Here is a 14884-nt window from a genome sequence, read left to right as displayed (position 1 = left end):
GGTAGTAATCCGTACTGAACATATTATACATTATTTTCAGTATAGTTGAGCTTATTATTGACTAGAGTCATGCTCTCAAGCTAACAACCACGTTCTTGGGTGTGGTCACCGGGAGCAGCTCTGCACAGCGCAGCCAACCGAAGATAGGCACCTTGATGCGGTTGCCAGAAATGCGGATGCTGCCTTCTAGGTAAAAGCTGTCTCGCACTCCCTTGCGCTTGAAGTGAGGGAACTGACCTAGCCCCTTGCGCCAGCGCTTAAGGGCTTGCTCCAAGTTGCGTAATGCCTGCTGAGGGGCGCATTTGGAGACCTGGTAGTACCAGCGATGTTCTTTCTTCACCTCGGCCACTAGGCGCTTGTGCAGGTCAATGGCGGTGGGAAGTTTTTGCTGGTTCTCCAGGGCTTGCCGACAGACTTCTAAGCCCCAGTTATAGGCGTGGCGGGCTACCCCAGCGTGTTGGGCGGCTAGAGTTGTTTGCTTGCGGTTAAGAATGAGTTGCGTCCGAAAACCCAGTAACATGCCCGCCACACCGCAAAGCGTCCATGAGTTCCGTGAAGCTTTCGGCTTGGCGCTCACAAGCCCCCTTTAGCTTTAGGTAACTCATGTTGACTACTGTAAGCTTTTCGGCCTGCTGTTGTCAGCCTCTGGTTTTGTCTGCTGGTTTTGCTGGGGTTGGGGGGGTGGGGACGGCCAGCAGGGATCCCCTGCCACGGGTTCGATGTGCAACTCCAAGTAGCCGGTGGCCGGATCCGGTTGACGGGAGAAGCGGTACTCCGGGCTATCGGCGAGGACAATTTCGGCGGTGGTGTAGATGAGGCAGCCGGGGCGCAGGTGTCCCCCCCAGGTTTGGCCTCGGGCATCGGCAACGGTGAGATGGAGATGGACTCCGTCAGGGCACAGGGATCCACTCAGGGCCAGGATCTCCAGGCGTTCCGACAGCAGGTGATCCCCCATTTGGTCGGCCAGGCGCAGGATGGCTTGGCTGAGGCTGCCGACAGCGCTGAGGACAAACCCCGCTTGCAAGGGCTGCTGCCGGGCCAATCGCTCCAGTTCCTGCTTGAGATCTTGGCCGGGGAAGAGGCGCAAGGGATAAATCTTGAGGGATCCCGGTGGCATGGGCTGGAGCTCTTGGCGGCGGGAGGAGCGGATCCCGGGTCGCCAGCCGGGCTTAACCACCGGGCGGGAGCGAGCGATCACCAAGCAGTCATCCGGCAGGGGGTAGCGGGCAGGGATGGTGGAGCCGGCGGCAATGGTGACATCGGATCCCACCTGCAAAGGAGCCACCAACACCGAGTTGGCGCCTGTTTTGCTGCGATCCCCAATTTCGGTAAAGTGCTTTTGCTGGCCGTCGTAGTTGGCGATGATGGTGCCCGCGCCGATGTTGACCTGGGATCCCAGCTTGGCATCTCCCAGGTAGGCCAAGTGGGCGGCATTGCTGTGGGATCCGATCTGGGCATTTTTGGTTTCCACAAAGTTGCCGATGCGGCAGTGATCCCCAATCTGGCTGTGGGGGCGCACGTGGGCGTAGGGGCCTATCCAGACGTGGTTGCCGATGCGGCTGTGGCTGACCACCGAGTAGAGAATGTGACACCCAGATCCAATCTCGCTGGACTCGATCCAACTGCCCGGCCCCAGGCGGGTTCCCGGCCCAATGCGGCACACCCCTCGCAGATGGGTTTGGGGCTCGATCACCACATCGGGGGCCAATTCCACCGTTTCCTCCAGGCTGCTGCTATCGGGATCCACAAAGGTGACCCCGGCTTCCATCCAGGCTTCTTTGAGGCGATCCTGCAAAATCTGGTACGCCTGGGCCAGTTGGCGGCGGTCGTTGATGCCCACAATTTCTTGCGGATCGGCAACATCCAGAGCGATGGCTTTGCCCACCCGCTTGACGGCATCCGTTAGGTAGTACTCCTGCTGCGCGTTGTTGCTGTTGAGATGGGGCAAAACCTGAGCCAGAGCCGGCCAGTGAAAACAATACACCCCACTGTTGATGCGGCGATTTTGCCGTTGGGCCGGGGTGCAGTCTCGCTCTTCCACCAGTTCCAGCACTCGCTGTTGGGCATCGCAGAACACCCGTCCATAGCCATAGGGATCCGCCACCTGAGCCGAGAGCAAGGTTACCTCTGGGTTCACCTGGCGGTGGCGCTCCACCAAAGCTTGCAGGGTTTCCGCCCGCAGCAGGGGCACATCCCCGTTGATCACCAGCAGATCCCCCTGAAAATCGCCCAGGACGGGCAACAGTTGCTGAACGGCGTGTCCGGTGCCCAATTGCTGGGCCTGCTCCACAAATTCAACTGGGTACTCCCGCAGGGCTTGGCGCACCTGCTCTTGTTCATAACCCACGACCACCAGACAGCGGTGGGGCTTTAACGTCAGCACCGTGCGCAGCAGCCGCTCGATCAAAGACAGGGATCCCAGTTTGTGCAGCACCTTGGGCAACTGCGACCGCATCCGGGTACCTTTGCCCGCTGCCAAGATCGCTACCGATAGTTCCCGCTCTGCCATGTTCCTTCCCCGAACTGCCCCCATCAAGTATAGGCGGCAGGATTCTGCTCAAAAATCTTCTGAGGTTGGATCCAAGTTCCTGAGCCCTGTGCGGCCAAAACTGAGCTAGCCTAATGGCACATCTAGCTGGTGCAGTCTATGGCCGAGAGCAGGGGCCCTGATATGCCCCCACAGGAACGTCGGCGGTTGGTCCGCGAGGTGGCCGGCTGGCTGGCGATGCTGGGGGTGTTCATTCCAGGGTTGCAGCGCTTCTATATGGGGCACCAACGCTGGGGCTGGGGCTACTTGGTGGTGGGGCTGATGGTGTTCGTTCCTTCCATCCCGCTGCAGATCCTCAGCTACGGGGTACGCGCCCTTTGTTTGCTGGAAGGGCTGTGGATCCTGACCATGAGCAATGCCGATTTCGATTTTCGATTCAACCGAGAGTTGATCGAGCTGGAATGGACTAGTGTGGAAGGCCGAGAAGCTCGGGATCCCGAACAGCAGTTGGAAAGCCAGTTGAAACAGGGCTTGATCACCCGCGCTGAATATGAGGAGCGCCGCCGGCAAATCCGCAAGATTTCCTGACGCAAGCATCTGCCTGGATAGACAGCCCGATAGATGGATAATGGTTCTGGTGTTGATTTTCCCGGCAATAGCTCCTGCCCGAGCTGGGCTCCTTCCTCTCCCCTGTTATCTTGCACCGTCCTTTTGCCTTATGTTGCCAAGCCTTCCTCTCGCAGCTATCCCCCTGTTCTCTATTGCGGCAGCCATGCTCTTGGTCTATCTGCCCATGGGGGTGGTGGGCTATGCCCGTGCCCGCGTTGGCTACGACCTGCATGCTCCTCGGGCTATGTTCGATAGGCTACCTCCCTACGGGCAACGGGCCACCTGGGCCCACGCCAACGGGTTTGAGACCTTTGGGATGTTTGCGGCAGCAGCGTTGATCGCCTACATCACCGGCCCACACCCGGATCCCTGGTATTTTGGCCTCAGCGGAGATGAAGGGGTAGCTGTGCTGTGTGGGGTGTTTCTGCTGGCGCGGCTGCTCTACAACTTTTTCTACATTGCCGATATTCCCATTGGGCGATCCCTCTCCTTCTTGGCGGGATCCCTGGCCACGTTGGGCCTGTTGCTGATTAGCCTGCTGCCTTTTCTCGGCACCGGCCTGGCCTAATCTGGCGAGAGAAACTCCCCCGTCATTTGTTGAGCCTGCCGGTACCCTGGCCCAACCTGCGATACTGGAAAAGGACTTCGTCCTGCTGTCGCCAACGGCGTCCTCTGGGTGCCTCTCTTTTGTCCCACGGCCCACTACGCAACGGTCAGCCATGTACACTCTGGAACTGCTCCTGAAAGGGAACCCTGCCCCCATCGTTGTCCACCAAAAAGAGGAAGAAGCGGCCAACCGGGCCTACCAAAGCATTGTCAATGCTCTGCAGAGTGGATCCCCTCAGAGTTTGGAGCTGACCTGCGACCGCACCGGCAAAAAGGTGTTCCTGCTCACCGGTGAGCTATGTGGCGTGCAAATGACTTCCAAGTCGGGCGGCGCCAGCCCCATGGGAGCCCGTCCCGGTTTTTTGGCCCAGTTGCAAAGCTGAGGACAGCCCTTTTCTCTCTGCCGCTAAGGGATCCCCATGTCTGAGGTGGCCATTCGGGTGGAGAGCCTGACCTTTGCTTGGCCGGAACGTCCGCCGGTTTTGCAGGCGTGCAGTTTTGTCATTCCCAAGGGCCAGTTGTGGATGCTGTTGGGGCCCAATGGCAGCGGCAAGTCCACTTTGTTGCAACTGTTGTCCGGATCCCTGACCCATCCCCAGCCCCTTTCGGGCCACCTGGAGATTCGCGGTCAGCTGGGCTATGTGTTTCAAAACCCGGATCACCAACTGTTCATGCCCACGGTGGGAGCCGATGTGGCCTTTGGCTTGGGAGCAGAGGCTCTGACCTTGGCGGAAATTCACCAGCGGGTGGAAACAGCCTTGGAGCAAGTCGGATTAAAGCACCTGATCCGTCGGCCCATCCACGGCCTCAGCGGCGGACAGAAGCAACGGGTGGCAGTGGCAGGGGCTTTGGCCCGGCGCAGCGAGGTGCTGCTTTTGGACGAGCCGACAGCCCTGTTGGATCCCGACAGCCAGGCGGATTTGCTGCGGTGCATCCGTCAATTGGTGGATCAAGAAGGCATCACCGCCCTCTGGGTAACCCATCGGCTGGCAGAACTGGAGTGGGCAGACGGGGCGATTTTGCTCTCGGAAGGTCAAGTGCGTCAACAGGGATCCCCAGAGCAGGTGCGGCAACGGATTGAACAACTGTTTGGGGCCTGAGGGATCCCTGCGCATCCTGATCCCAAAGAGATCGCGAAAGCGCAGCTGCACCCCCCTGCCGTCACTGTTTAGAATGGGTAATGTATCCGGTTGATCAATTCGGTTGGCACAAGGTCATTATCCTGAACTTATTCCCCGTCTGGATCGGCTGGTTTCTACTTGTTGATCCGGGATTACGCTGGATCCCTGCAGATTTGCGTCAGCCGGTTACATCAGCGGGCCACCGGCCCCATCTAGTCTAAAGGAGCTTGAGAACATGGGACTGTCTGAAGCGATCGCCAAAGAGCTGGAAAATGCTCGCAACGTCTGCTCTGAGTACGGCGAAGGGGATCCCCACTGCCGTGCGGCCTGGGATGCGGTTGAAGAAGTGCTGGCAGCTCGCAGCCACCAGCCGAGGACTCCCAGCAGCCTAGAGCAGCACTGCGCTGAAAACCCGGATGCTGTTGAATGCCGGGTCTACGATACCTGATTCTCGGGAAGTCTACGGTGTAGATGATCTCTGTCGATTCCCTAGGGATCGATGGGGATCTAGGCTTGGGGTTCCTGACAAAATCCAGCAGCCTGCCGGATCCTTATCCGGTGGGTTTTGCTTTTCTAGGTTGGAAGGCGTGACTGGGTGCAGCCTTTTGGTTGCCATCCATCGAAACCAAAACCAGGACTCATCAAGCTCAAGGCTGGTGGAATCCACAGGGCTCGTGGAGAACGTTTTTCACGAAGAAAGCTTTCGAGCCGGATCAGCTCGCAGCCATTGCCCCACCCACAAGGCGAAGGCTATTCCCAGCAGCAGCAGTTGGGGGAGCAGCGTCTGCCAAGTGGGATATATGCCCAGCCAGCGCAGCTTTGGGATCCCGACCAGGGGGGTGATGGGCAGCCAGTCCGCCACCTGCAGAGCGTGCAGGCCACTGCCCAAAAACTTAAAGCCCAAATAGAAAACCAGCAGACTCAGGCCCCGGAAAAAAACTCCCAGCGGCAATTTCAGCCCCACCTGCAGCAGCAAGATCGCCACCGCCACCAACACCAGGGATCCCAGGCCGATCCCCAGCCAAAAATCTTTTGCCGAGAGGGAAGGGGCCAACCCCACATAAAACAGCACCGTTTCCGCCCCCTCGCGAAACACCGCCACAAAGGCCAGAAAAGCCAAGGAAAAAACCTGACCCGTGGCCAGTGCCGCCTGCGCCTGTTCCCGCACAAAGGTTTGCCAAGAAGCCACTGCAGCCCGGCGGTGCAACCAAAGGCTGACCGAGAACAACAAACCTGCTGCCGCCAGCCCGGTGATCCCTTCCAGCACCTCTTGTCGCGTGTGGGTGAGCATCTGCTGGAAAAACAGCTTCACCAGCAGACCGAGCATCACCGCTGCCAGCAAGCCCGCGGATCCCCCTAGCCACACCCAGCGCTTCTGAGCCGATTGCCCGCTCTTGCTCATAAGGGCCAGCAGTGCCACCAGCACCAAGAGAGCTTCCAGGCCCTCCCGCAGCAGAATCGAAGCAGCATCCAGGAACGTGTAGTCCGACATAGGCTCACCCAGACAGGCGGCTCAGTTTTAGCTGGAGCCAAGAGGATTTCTAAGTGGTGGCTGGGATGAACTTGAGGGCAGCAGAATTGATGCAGTAGCGCAAACCCGTGGGTGGGGGGCCATCCCGAAACACATGCCCCAGATGCCCACCGCAGTTAGAGCAGTGGACTTCCGTGCGGGGCACAAACAATTTCCAGTCCGTCTTGGTGCCGATCACATGGGGAGCAATCGGCTCCCAAAAGCTGGGCCAACCGGTGCCACTGTCGTACTTGGCCGCCGAGGAAAACAGCTCCTGCCCACAGCCGGCACAGACATAGATACCTGGGGCCTTGTTGTCGTAGTAAGCGTTGCGGAAGGGGGGCTCAGTGCCCTCTTGGCGCAGCACATAGTATTGCTCTTCGGTGAGCAGTTGCCGCCACTCGGCGTCGGTTTTGGTGAAGGGATAAGTCTGTTGGGCCATTGCTCTTTGCTCTCCTGCTAAGCTGAGGGGTGCTGTAATCAACCCGGCCACCGCCAAGGTCAACAGCTCGCGTCGTCGCATGATGAGGTTCATCTGTTGTCGCTGTGTAAGTGGCGGGGAGGCTATCCCTACTAGGGGGATCCATCCGCCTTTGTCCGCCACCTGTGGGTTGAGACCTGCAAGCAGGTTACCCGTATCTTAACCCTTCTTTACGCTCCCTTCTGCAAAACAGGGAGATAGCCAGTATTCTATGGGTTCCATTGGCAGCTTCTATCCCCAGCTTCAGGTGCCATCCCGTTACAATGAGCGCAGGTGGGCTGCTTGTCCAACCCTAGACGAGTAATGGAGTTCTTCCTATGCTGCTGGTCGGCTCAGGTGCAAAGTTTGTGCAGCAACTGGAGCAATCTGGGGCTTTGGCCATCTTTGTAACCCCAGAGGGGGGATCCGAAGGGCACTACCTGCGGCGGCTGCGCGGAGCTGGGTATGAGGTGGTCACCCTCTCCAGTAAGGGAATCGGGGATCTGGCCAGCTATTTGACGCGCATTCATGGGGTACGGCCTGCCACGCTGGGCAAATCGGAGCGGCGCACCTATTTCTTTCCCGCGTTGATCGAGCAGTATCGGGCCACCTTGCCCCCGAAAGCAAAGGGGTTGGTGTTTTGGTTTTACGAGGGGCATGTGTTCAGCCAACAGGAACTCTCCTACCTGGTAAAGCTGAGCCGGGAAGACAAGGGAGTGAAGTTTGTGGTGGAACTGGGCCGAGAACGGTCAATTCGTTGGCAACCTCTGCAGAGCGCCTGAACCTCTCTTCAGGATCCTGGAAATTTCTTTGCTACCATCTCAAGTAGATGGCCTGCGGCTCAGATCCCCATCCTGCTAGCGGCTTCTTGTGCCTGTGACCTTGCCAACCGCCTCGCTGCAACAGGGTACTTGGTTTAAGCTGATCTGCGGCGCAAGTTTCCACCACTTGCCCTCGGTTCGGGAGCTGGCTTTCCTTTACACGCTGGCCGGGGCAGATTGCATTGATGTTGCTGCCGATCCGGCCATTGTGCGGGCCGCTCAAGAAGGGATCCAACGGGCACAAGCCGAAGATCCCCAGGCGGGGTTCCCTTGGTTGATGGTCAGCGTCAATGACGGCGAAGACGTCCATTTCCGCAAGGCGGTGCTGACGGCTCCTGTTTGTCCTGCCGACTGTCCTCAGCCTTGTCTGGCAGTTTGTCCCCCTCATGCTTTGACCCAGGCAGCCCTTCCTGCTCAAGTCCACATCCAGACAGAGCTGTGCTACGGCTGTGGGCGCTGTGAGCCGGTTTGCCCCCACCGGCGCATTGCCACCTTCGGCTACCAGGTCGCTTTGTCAGAAGTTTTGCCGCCTTTGGTCGAGCTGGGCATTCAAGCGGTGGAGATTCACACCTGCATTGGTCGCCAGAGGTCATTCGAGGAATTGTGGGGATCCCTGAAGCCCTGGCTACCTCAGCTCCAGGCCATCTCGATTAGCTTTAACGATGGCCCGGGCCTAGAGGCTTACTTGAGGGATTTGCTGGCTCTTATGGATCCCTTGCCGGAGGTGTTGATCTGGCAGGTGGATGGCCGGCCTATGAGTGGCGATATCGGAGCTGGCACCGGCAAAGCCACCCTGAAATTGGCCGAGAAGGTACTGAACATGGGCCTGCCGGGCTATGTGCAATTGGCGGGAGGAACCAATGCCCAAACGCTGCCGCTGTTGGATCCCCGGTGGCCGGTGGCGGGGGTAGCCTTCGGCAGCTACGCGCGACAGTTGGTGTCAGCCTATCTGGAGGGGCCAGCCCACAGCTCATCGGAGTCAGGATGGAATCCCGGATTGGCGGCAGGGATCCCGTTGGCCAAGCAGTTGGTGCAGCAAGTAAAGCGGCGATCCGTTGCTTTTAGGCAAACCTGTTTTTCCTGCGTTTAACGACGTTGCTCAGCCATGAGTTTCCCCGTACAGCCCTCAACCCCAAGTCCGTCAATGGATCCGGAAAGTGCTCCGCACCGCTTACGTGAACGTACCGGCTTTCCCGGCCAGGTTCAATACAGCGACGACCTGAGTAAGCTTTTGGATATCCTGCCTGCTCCGATTCGTGAGCGCCTAGAACAGCATCCCCACTTGGATCGGTTGGTGGAGGTGGTGCTGGATTTGGGTCGCCGTCCCGAAGCCCGCTTCCCTGGCTTTGCCGATTACCTCTCCGAGGACGTGATCACCCGGGCCGACTTGGATCAGGTGATCAGCCGGGTTGGAGAGTTCAGCAGTGACAACCGCGCAGGCATTGCCTCTACCCTGCACCGGATCAGTGCCATTCGCAACCGCCAAGGCACGATCATTGGCCTCACCTGCCGGGTGGGTCGCTGCGTTATCGGCGTGATCAGCATGATCCGCGACTTGGTGGAACAGGGGCGCTCCATGCTGTTGCTAGGCCGACCAGGGGTGGGCAAAACCACGGCCCTGCGGGAAATTGCCCGTGTGCTGGCCGATGAGCTGGGCAAACGAGTGGTCATTATCGACACTTCCAACGAGATTGCCGGCGATGGCGATGTGCCCCACCCGGGCATTGGCCGGGCCAGACGGATGCAGGTGGCCAGCCCAGAGCTGCAGCACAAGGTGATGATTGAGGCGGTGGAGAACCACATGCCCGAAGTGGTGGTCATCGACGAGATCGGCACCGAACTGGAAGCTTTGGCCTCTCGTACCATTGCCGAACGGGGGGTACAACTGGTGGCCACTGCCCATGGCAACCGCATCGACAACCTGATCAAAAATCCCACCCTCTCAGACTTGGTGGGCGGGATCCAATCGGTCACCCTGGGAGATGAAGAGGCGCGGCGACGGGGCTCTCAGAAGAGTGTGTTGGAGCGCAAAGCTCCCCCTACGTTTGAGATTGCCATAGAGATGCTGGAGCGATCCCGCTGGGTCATCCACGAAGATGTGGCCGCCACTGTGGATCGCCTCTTGCGCAACCGCGAGCCCCTGACCCAAACCCGCAGTTTAGACGAACACGGCCAGGTGGTGATAGTCACGAATGAGCGCCCGGCCCTATCTGGCCCCCAATGGCCCCCCGCCGGCAGCACAATGTCCGCAGCACGGGAGCGGGGAGGATGGCGACGTTCTGGACGGATGGAAGCTCTGCCCTCAGAACCGCTTGAGAGTCGCTCGCCGCAGGGAGGAGCATCGGGTTTGCTCCTGGATAGGCAAGAGGACTCTGTCCCGTTAACGCCGGCGGGATCCCGTCCTGCCCCTCAGGTGGTGGCCGAATCCAAAGCGGAATCCGGCTCTGATGAAGAAGATTTGGACTGGGAGGGATCCGCCCTAGCCCCGACAGGACGGCAGCAGAATCCGGATGGGCCGCTGATGATCTACCCCTACGGAGTGAGCCGCTTCTACCTGGAGCAGGTGATCCAAACCCTGAAACTGTCGGCGGATGTCACCAAAGATCTAGACGAGGCAGACATTGTCTTGGCCTTGCGATCCCAAGTGCGTAGCCGTTCCAAGATCCAGCAGATGGCCCACTCCCGCCAGATCCCGATTCACACCGTCAAGGCCAATACTCTGATTGCCCTGGCTCGCGCCCTGCGCCATATTCTCAACATTGAAAGCGAAGAGGGATCCGATTCCGACCTGGAGCTGTTCATTCGCGCCAGCTCAGGCGATGAAACCGAAGCTCTGGAAGAAGCCCGCCTGGCGGTGGAGCAAATTGTCATTCCCAAGTCTCAGCCGGTGGAACTTTTGCCCCGTTCGCCTCTGATCCGCAAGCTCCAACACCAGTTGGTGGAACATTACCACCTGCGGGCCCAAAGCTTTGGCGAAGAGCCCAACCGCCGCTTGCGCATCTATCCCAACTAGCCCCACACGATAGCGCAGCCAATAGTCCAGCTCTAGAGAACCTCTATCCATTGAGCCGTCGTGGTTAGAGAGGAAGGACTCCGTCTCGCTTCTGTGAACGGGATCCTGGGTTAAGATTTGGCTACGCCAAGTGTGGTTTCCGCCGTTGCGACAGCGTTGCAGTTGTCGGCGCAGTGCCGTAGGTATAGCAGCAGGGTGCCCTAGGCATAGCATCATCCATCGCTACAGGGACAGCTAATGACTGCCACAGAGGTACGCTGGACTACTCGAGACATCGAGGCTCTGCCAGAGAATGAATGGATCCGCTACGAGATCATCGACGGAGAACTGCTGGTGACTCGCTCTCCTCATCACAAACATCAGCACATTATCGGGTGTTTGTTCTCCGCACTGCATCGGTGGTCGCTAGAAACAGGATTGGGAGAACCCTCAATCATGCCAGGGATCCTCTTTTCCGAATTTGATAATGTGTCTCCCGATGTTGTTTGGGTTAGTTATGAGCGGCTATCACAGATTCAAGATGAAGCAGGACATTTTCGGGGTGCCCCTGAGCTGGTGGTTGAAGTCCTATCACCTGGAAAAGTTCATGAGGATCGAGACCGCTTGGCAAAACGGAAACTCTACTCTGTGTATGGGGTGCAAGAGTACTGGATCGTCGATCGGCTGGCTCAGAGAGTAGAGGTGTATCGCAGACAACAGGCCCAGTTGGTCTTGGTAGAAACGCTGTTGGCTCAGGATGCGTTGTCTTCTCCCCTGTTGCCCGGCTTTGTCTGCACGGTTGCTGAGCTGTTTACCTCCCGACCCTAGGCTCCAGGCGTACAACAGCCGAAAGGGATCCCATCCCATCGGCCAAATCAATGAAGCAACCAAGATGCCTGCTGCTGCGTACTCTAGCCGGAAAAAGTGCGGCTTGGCCCTGGGCGAAACCGTTCTGGTGTAACAAGATGTTAAGGGCAGCATTTGCACCGGGATCCCTTCTGAAGGGGCCGGTCTTTTGCTGGCTCATGACCTACATTTCGCACACCTCCAAGGACACATAGCCATGTACAACAATCGTCGTGGTTTTCTTCGCTGGCTGGCTCTCGGTTTTGGCTCGTTGGTGGGTTGGTTACCTGGGTTTACCCAGCGCCGTTTTGCCCTGGCCCAGGGAACTGCTTCTGGCTCTAAGGCTTCTGAGCCGGAGTTTGTGAAAGTTGCCACCCTGGCCGATCTCAAAGATGGCCCCTTCAAGGTGGAAAACGCCTTTGGGAAAAACACCGCCACCCTCTGGCTGGTCGGGGATCCGCAAAAAGAAGATTCTCTGCTGGCTTTGGATGCCGCCTGTCCCCATGCGGGGTGTGATGTGAACTGGCGGGGGGAGAACTTTGTCTGCCCCTGTCATGGCTCGGCTTTTGCTGCCGATGGCAGCCGTACCCGTGGCCCGGCCAATGCAGACCTGGCCATCTACAAGGTCAAGGTGGAGAAGGGAGAAATTTTTGTAGCCAAAGCCTCATAAAGTTCTGGGCAGGCTGTGGGCTTTGAGGCCAGGCAAAAGGAGTCGGGTATCCGGATTGAGAAGACAATGGGCTGAGCTACCGAGGCTCTCCCTATGGCTCGTCCCTACCGCTATCTGTTCCTCTCCACCCCTGTTGGACCTCTGGGATCCGGGGCCGGTGGTGGTGTGGAGCTCAATCTTGCCAACCTGACGCGTGTCTTACTCCAGATGGGATCCCAAGTGCGGGTGTTGGCCCCTGTGGGATCCCGAATGGCGGAGTTGCCGGAGGAGGTGATCGAGCCGGTGGCGGGCCTTCCCCCGGCCTATGCGCAAACCCAGCGCCGCGATCAGCCGGTTCTGATCCACACCCCCTCTCTGCTGGCCAACCTGTGGCAGCGGGCTGCCCACCTGCAAGATCAGTTCGATCTAATCGTGAACTGGAGCTACGATTGGCTCTCGTTTTATTTGACGGATTTTTTCCGCACCCCGGTGGCCCACATTGTTAGCATGGGATCCCTCAGCGATGCCGTCGATCAGGCCCTAGAGCACATTGCCCATCGTTACCCTGGTCGGCTGGCGGTGCATTCGCGGGCGCAAGCCCAGACCTTTGCCTTTGCCCGAGCCGAGATGGCGGCAGGTCGGGATCCCTTTGTCTATCTGCCCTGCGGGGTGGATCTGCGCCTCTACGACTTTGTGCCCCAAGGGAATGGATCCCTGTGTTGGATTGGGCGCATTGCCTCCGAAAAGGGCCTGGAAGACTGTGCTGCCCTAGCCGAGAAGACGGGAAGGCCGGTGGTGATCCTAGGCCACCTGCAAGAGCCAGGCTACTGGCAGCAGATCCAAGAGCAGTACCCGCATGCCCAACTGGATTACCGAGGGTTTTTGCCCACCCCGCAAATGCAGCGGATCTTGGGGCAATGCTCAGCCTTGATCATGACCCCCAAGTGGGTGGAGGCCTTTGGCTTGGTGGCGGTGGAAGCTTTGGCCTGTGGCGTGCCGGTGATTACCTACCGCCGGGGTGGGCCCGCGGAAATTGTCAGCGATGGAGAAACCGGCTGGATCGTCGAGCCGGACAACGTGGCAGCTTTGGCAGAGGCTGTAGAGCGCCTAGATCACATCGACAGGAGCCGCTGTCGGCAACGGGCAGAAGAGCACTATTCCCTGGGCGCGATGGCAGAGCAGTTTCTGGCCTGGAGCAGGCAGATTGGCCGGGATCCCACCTGGGCAGCCCGCGAGGGAGGAGACAGGCAGTGGTACTATTAACTTACTTAATTCTGGCGAACTGTGTCAGACACGCAGCCCAACAACGGGAACGTTTTGACTTACGACGGGGAAACCATCATGACGACTGGGAAAGGATCTGTTGCGCTGGTGCGATCAGAGGTTCGTCGGCGGTCACAGGTTCTGGGAACGCAGGTGATCAGCCAGGGCAACGCAGCCCGGCTTGGGGTAGTCAGCGAAGTTTGGGCGGATCTGGAAGCCAAGCAGGTTCTGGTGCTGGGGGTGCTGGAAAAAGCCCTTGCCGGATCCCCCCGTTTGATGGAGCTGCGGCAAGTAACAGCGTTGGGTCAGGATGCAGTTCTTGTCCCCAGCGAAGAAGTTTTCGATAACTTGGATTTGGAGGGCCTGAGTCGCGTGGTTGGCAGCGAGGTGGTAACCGAAGAAGGGATCCGCCTCGGCAAAGTTAAGGATTTTGAGTTCAACTCCGTCTCCGGCATCATCACGGGCTTGGTGCTCTCCAACCTTGGCCTCACCTTTTTACCTGGCTTTATCCTCAGCACCTATCTGCTCTCCACCGATGAGATTGTCTCTGTGGGCGGGGATCGCCTTATTGTTGCCGATGGCGCTGAGACCCGCCTAACCCAACTGGCCAAGGGGATTTTGGAAACCCTGGGAATCGGCAAGCCCCCTTGGGAAGCCGGAGTTAGCCCGGCTCCTGCCCTGCCCAGTGCTGTCGAGAGTCCCGCCGTTGAGGAGGATTACGAAGAAGAATACGACGAGGAATACGAGGCCGAAGAAGAAGACGTTTACGCAGAAGAAGAGCCTGAACCTGAGCCGCAGCCTGTGCGTCCACGCCCGCCTGAGCCCGCACCCGCCCCCGAACAACCGGCTTGGGAACAGGAGTATGCCAAAGAAGAGGCCCCTCCTTCTGAGCCTGCCTCTCCTCCTTCCAGCTCCACTCCTGTGGATGGTGATCCCTGGGAAGATAAGGCCGGGGAGCCCACTTGAGTTGCCGGAGTCGTACCAACTCCCCTCTGCGCTCGGGATGGTCACGTCAACCGAGAGCACGGCCCTTACCCCTGGCGCTAGGGCTGCTTCTTGCGCCAATCTCCCACTTTTTTCTGCCAAGGGGCAAAGGGATCCCCTGTCCGTCATCCCGGTAGAGCAGGATCGGCTTCGGCCAAGAAGCGCAAAGCCACCGACAAAAAGGTCTGCGGCGCTTCAATGTGCGGAAAAGCAGCCCCCGGCAATCGGTAAATCGGCACCTCCGGGCGCAAGGTGCGATATCGCTCTGCCTGTTCTGGGCCGGTGAGGCGGTTCTGTTCTCCCCAGACCAGAACCATGGGCTTGGTCACCACGCGAAAGTCGTCTTCGATGGGCAAGTTGAGCTTGCCGGTGAGAAAAGAACGGGGGGCAAATTGAGCCCCCGCTTGGTGAGCTGCCCGGTAATAGTAGTCCACCACCGCCTCATCCAGGGCGTAGCTGGGGGAGCATGACTCTAGTCAATAATAAGCTCAACTATACTGAAAATAATGTATAATATGTTCAGTACGGATTACTA

Annotated in this window: 17 protein-coding genes and 1 pseudogene; 12 read left to right on the top strand and 6 right to left on the bottom strand. The window is 58.7% G+C overall.

Going from position 1 to position 14884, the window contains the following annotated elements; genetic code table 11:
* Positions 1–67: 67 nt before the first annotated feature.
* The 3 genes and pseudogenes from NW828_RS11935 to glmU form a co-directional block, all read right to left on the bottom strand.
* Entirely contained in the window at positions 68–520 is a 453-nt protein-coding gene (locus NW828_RS11935) for an RNA-guided endonuclease InsQ/TnpB family protein (protein WP_414384101.1), read from the bottom strand.
* A 90-nt stretch (positions 521–610) separates the two neighbouring features.
* Complete coding sequence (locus NW828_RS11930) at positions 611–1117, bottom strand: PPC domain-containing DNA-binding protein (protein ID WP_414384102.1); 507 nt, start codon at positions 1115–1117, stop codon at positions 611–613.
* Positions 1118–1159: 42 nt separating this feature from the next.
* Positions 1160–2509: pseudogene (glmU, locus tag NW828_RS11925) on the bottom strand (bifunctional UDP-N-acetylglucosamine diphosphorylase/glucosamine-1-phosphate N-acetyltransferase GlmU); the annotation flags it as partial.
* Between the two features lie 138 nt (positions 2510–2647).
* Here glmU and NW828_RS11920 point away from each other — a divergent pair.
* The 5 genes from NW828_RS11920 (at position 2648) to NW828_RS11900 (ending at position 5272) form a co-directional block, all read left to right on the top strand.
* On the top strand, positions 2648–3076 hold the full coding sequence (locus NW828_RS11920; protein ID WP_414384099.1) for an SHOCT domain-containing protein: 429 nt from the start codon (positions 2648–2650) through the stop codon (positions 3074–3076).
* A 130-nt stretch (positions 3077–3206) separates the two neighbouring features.
* Positions 3207–3665, top strand: coding sequence for an MAPEG family protein (locus NW828_RS11915; RefSeq protein ID WP_414384097.1), 459 nt, complete (start codon positions 3207–3209; stop codon positions 3663–3665).
* Positions 3666–3816: 151 nt separating this feature from the next.
* Positions 3817–4086 (top strand): hypothetical protein, encoded by a 270-nt coding sequence (locus tag NW828_RS11910; RefSeq protein ID WP_414332008.1) that lies wholly within the window; start codon positions 3817–3819, stop codon positions 4084–4086.
* 36 nt (positions 4087–4122) lie between these two features.
* Positions 4123–4803 carry an energy-coupling factor ABC transporter ATP-binding protein gene (locus tag NW828_RS11905; RefSeq protein ID WP_414384095.1) on the top strand — a complete coding sequence of 227 codons (681 nt, stop codon included), beginning with the start codon at positions 4123–4125 and terminating at the stop codon, positions 4801–4803.
* Between the two features lie 256 nt (positions 4804–5059).
* Complete coding sequence (locus NW828_RS11900; protein WP_414384094.1) at positions 5060–5272, top strand: CP12 domain-containing protein; 213 nt, start codon at positions 5060–5062, stop codon at positions 5270–5272.
* Between the two features lie 240 nt (positions 5273–5512).
* Here NW828_RS11900 and NW828_RS11895 read toward each other — a convergent pair whose 3' ends face one another.
* Both NW828_RS11895 and msrB read right to left on the bottom strand, forming a co-directional pair.
* Entirely contained in the window at positions 5513–6316 is an 804-nt protein-coding gene (locus NW828_RS11895) for an FTR1 family iron permease (protein ID WP_414384092.1), read from the bottom strand.
* Positions 6317–6365: 49 nt separating this feature from the next.
* Complete coding sequence (msrB, locus tag NW828_RS11890; protein WP_414384090.1) at positions 6366–6857, bottom strand: peptide-methionine (R)-S-oxide reductase MsrB; 492 nt, start codon at positions 6855–6857, stop codon at positions 6366–6368.
* A 275-nt stretch (positions 6858–7132) separates the two neighbouring features.
* Between msrB and ndhN the strand changes: the two genes are divergently transcribed.
* The 7 genes from ndhN (at position 7133) to NW828_RS11855 (ending at position 14331) form a co-directional block, all read left to right on the top strand.
* Positions 7133–7576 carry an NAD(P)H-quinone oxidoreductase subunit N gene (gene ndhN, locus NW828_RS11885; protein WP_414344253.1) on the top strand — a complete coding sequence of 148 codons (444 nt, stop codon included), beginning with the start codon at positions 7133–7135 and terminating at the stop codon, positions 7574–7576.
* An 88-nt stretch (positions 7577–7664) separates the two neighbouring features.
* On the top strand, positions 7665–8705 hold the full coding sequence (locus tag NW828_RS11880; protein ID WP_414384088.1) for an LdpA C-terminal domain-containing domain: 1041 nt from the start codon (positions 7665–7667) through the stop codon (positions 8703–8705).
* A gap of 54 nt (positions 8706–8759) precedes the next feature.
* Complete coding sequence (locus NW828_RS11875) at positions 8760–10628, top strand: R3H domain-containing nucleic acid-binding protein (protein ID WP_414384086.1); 1869 nt, start codon at positions 8760–8762, stop codon at positions 10626–10628.
* A gap of 237 nt (positions 10629–10865) precedes the next feature.
* Positions 10866–11435: a Uma2 family endonuclease gene (locus NW828_RS11870; RefSeq protein ID WP_011434179.1), complete on the top strand. Its 570-nt coding sequence runs from the start codon at positions 10866–10868 to the stop codon at positions 11433–11435.
* Positions 11436–11670: 235 nt separating this feature from the next.
* Complete coding sequence (locus tag NW828_RS11865; RefSeq protein ID WP_414384085.1) at positions 11671–12123, top strand: ubiquinol-cytochrome c reductase iron-sulfur subunit; 453 nt, start codon at positions 11671–11673, stop codon at positions 12121–12123.
* A gap of 93 nt (positions 12124–12216) precedes the next feature.
* Positions 12217–13365 (top strand): glycosyltransferase, encoded by a 1149-nt coding sequence (locus NW828_RS11860; protein WP_414384084.1) that lies wholly within the window; start codon positions 12217–12219, stop codon positions 13363–13365.
* A 108-nt stretch (positions 13366–13473) separates the two neighbouring features.
* A complete protein-coding gene (locus NW828_RS11855) occupies positions 13474–14331 on the top strand; it encodes a PRC-barrel domain-containing protein (protein ID WP_414384083.1) in 858 nt (285 codons plus the stop codon).
* A gap of 143 nt (positions 14332–14474) precedes the next feature.
* On the opposite strand, the gene NW828_RS11850 is transcribed toward NW828_RS11855, so the two are convergent.
* Positions 14475–14786, bottom strand: coding sequence for an alpha/beta fold hydrolase (locus NW828_RS11850; protein WP_414332241.1), 312 nt, complete (start codon positions 14784–14786; stop codon positions 14475–14477).
* Between the last annotated feature and the right edge of the window lie 98 nt (positions 14787–14884).

This window comes from Synechococcus sp. W55.2, assembly GCF_047461635.1.
In the GTDB taxonomy this organism is placed as follows: domain Bacteria; phylum Cyanobacteriota; class Cyanobacteriia; order Thermostichales; family Thermostichaceae; genus Thermostichus.
This window is presented reverse-complemented; position numbering and strand designations above follow the sequence as displayed.

Bases quoted from the DNA above. Each gene is read 5' to 3' on its own strand.
- NW828_RS11900 (WP_414384094.1), top strand. From the start codon at position 5,060: ATGGGACTGTCTGAAGCGATCGCCAAAGAGCTGGAAAATGCTCGCAAC.
- NW828_RS11935 (WP_414384101.1), bottom strand. From the start codon at position 520: ATGTTACTGGGTTTTCGGACGCAACTCATTCTTAACCGCAAGCAAACA.
- NW828_RS11920 (WP_414384099.1), top strand. From the start codon at position 2,648: ATGGCCGAGAGCAGGGGCCCTGATATGCCCCCACAGGAACGTCGGCGG.
- ndhN (WP_414344253.1), top strand. From the start codon at position 7,133: ATGCTGCTGGTCGGCTCAGGTGCAAAGTTTGTGCAGCAACTGGAGCAA.
- NW828_RS11930 (WP_414384102.1), bottom strand. From the start codon at position 1,117: ATGCCACCGGGATCCCTCAAGATTTATCCCTTGCGCCTCTTCCCCGGC.
- NW828_RS11865 (WP_414384085.1), top strand. From the start codon at position 11,671: ATGTACAACAATCGTCGTGGTTTTCTTCGCTGGCTGGCTCTCGGTTTT.
- NW828_RS11860 (WP_414384084.1), top strand. From the start codon at position 12,217: ATGGCTCGTCCCTACCGCTATCTGTTCCTCTCCACCCCTGTTGGACCT.
- NW828_RS11895 (WP_414384092.1), bottom strand. From the start codon at position 6,316: ATGTCGGACTACACGTTCCTGGATGCTGCTTCGATTCTGCTGCGGGAG.
- NW828_RS11870 (WP_011434179.1), top strand. From the start codon at position 10,866: ATGACTGCCACAGAGGTACGCTGGACTACTCGAGACATCGAGGCTCTG.
- NW828_RS11915 (WP_414384097.1), top strand. From the start codon at position 3,207: ATGTTGCCAAGCCTTCCTCTCGCAGCTATCCCCCTGTTCTCTATTGCG.
- NW828_RS11905 (WP_414384095.1), top strand. From the start codon at position 4,123: ATGTCTGAGGTGGCCATTCGGGTGGAGAGCCTGACCTTTGCTTGGCCG.
- msrB (WP_414384090.1), bottom strand. From the start codon at position 6,857: ATGCGACGACGCGAGCTGTTGACCTTGGCGGTGGCCGGGTTGATTACA.
- NW828_RS11910 (WP_414332008.1), top strand. From the start codon at position 3,817: ATGTACACTCTGGAACTGCTCCTGAAAGGGAACCCTGCCCCCATCGTT.
- NW828_RS11875 (WP_414384086.1), top strand. From the start codon at position 8,760: ATGGATCCGGAAAGTGCTCCGCACCGCTTACGTGAACGTACCGGCTTT.